Origin of the sequence: Simplicispira lacusdiani, from assembly GCF_003604195.1 — a bacterium.
GTDB lineage: Bacteria > Pseudomonadota > Gammaproteobacteria > Burkholderiales > Burkholderiaceae_C > Simplicispira > Simplicispira lacusdiani.
Genome location: NZ_QXGR01000044.1, coordinates 1 through 770 on the forward strand (window position 1 = coordinate 1; position 770 = coordinate 770).

Here is a 770-nt window from a genome sequence, read left to right on the forward strand (position 1 = left end):
CTCCTGATCTCCTATATGACCTTTATCCTGTTCTCTTTCCACAAACTTAGAAATGTATTCATGAATTATGGAGCACCTAATAACATTCTTCAAGGCGGAGAAGTTTGGGCCAGATGCCCAATATGCTTGACATGAAAACGTGAGAATGAATTTAGTATTATTGTGATATTCTGAGGCAATTTTATTATAATCTCGAAGATAAGAGAAGAATGCAGTGACCTTTGTATTGACAAATGGAGATTCCATGTATCTAAAAAATACGCCTTTAGGCCTTCTGATACCCTTTCCCCTGCGGTTTAGCGTGCCTTTTACATTAATATCTAAACCCTCTCCGATGGTGGCCTTTAACTGACTAATAAATGCAACCGATATAAACTGTGATAATTCTGGGTGATTTATGATTCGATCGACAATTGTATTGTACACTAGTGCAGGATCAGGCCAATCCAGTTCTTTTTCAATTACCGGTGTGTCGTCTGTATTCAGTACATGTCCAACAAATGCAAATGCTAACGTTTTGTATTTCTTATAATTGTCAGGAACTGGAAAAGTCCCCCTTGTCGTCTCGATTACACACCTACTTTCATCGTACACCATAGGTTGGAAGTGCTGCATAATACATTGCTTAATACAAGCAAGCAGTCTCTCGCCATTCATATTTCAGTTATTTTCCATTACAGCTGATGTCATTGTATATCAGCGCTGTAAAAATCTATCTGTTACAGAAGGTTTTCGCGGTTTTTATAAACAAAACTTTCGTTACGAAATCG

Annotated in this window: 1 protein-coding gene; it reads right to left on the reverse strand. The window is 37.7% G+C overall.

Going from position 1 to position 770, the window contains the following annotated elements; translation table 11 throughout:
• Positions 1-615, reverse strand: a 615-nt coding sequence (locus tag D8S75_RS18025) for a hypothetical protein (RefSeq protein WP_198673240.1), incomplete at its 3' end; no start/stop codon positions are given.
• Positions 616-770: the final 155 nt, after the last annotated feature.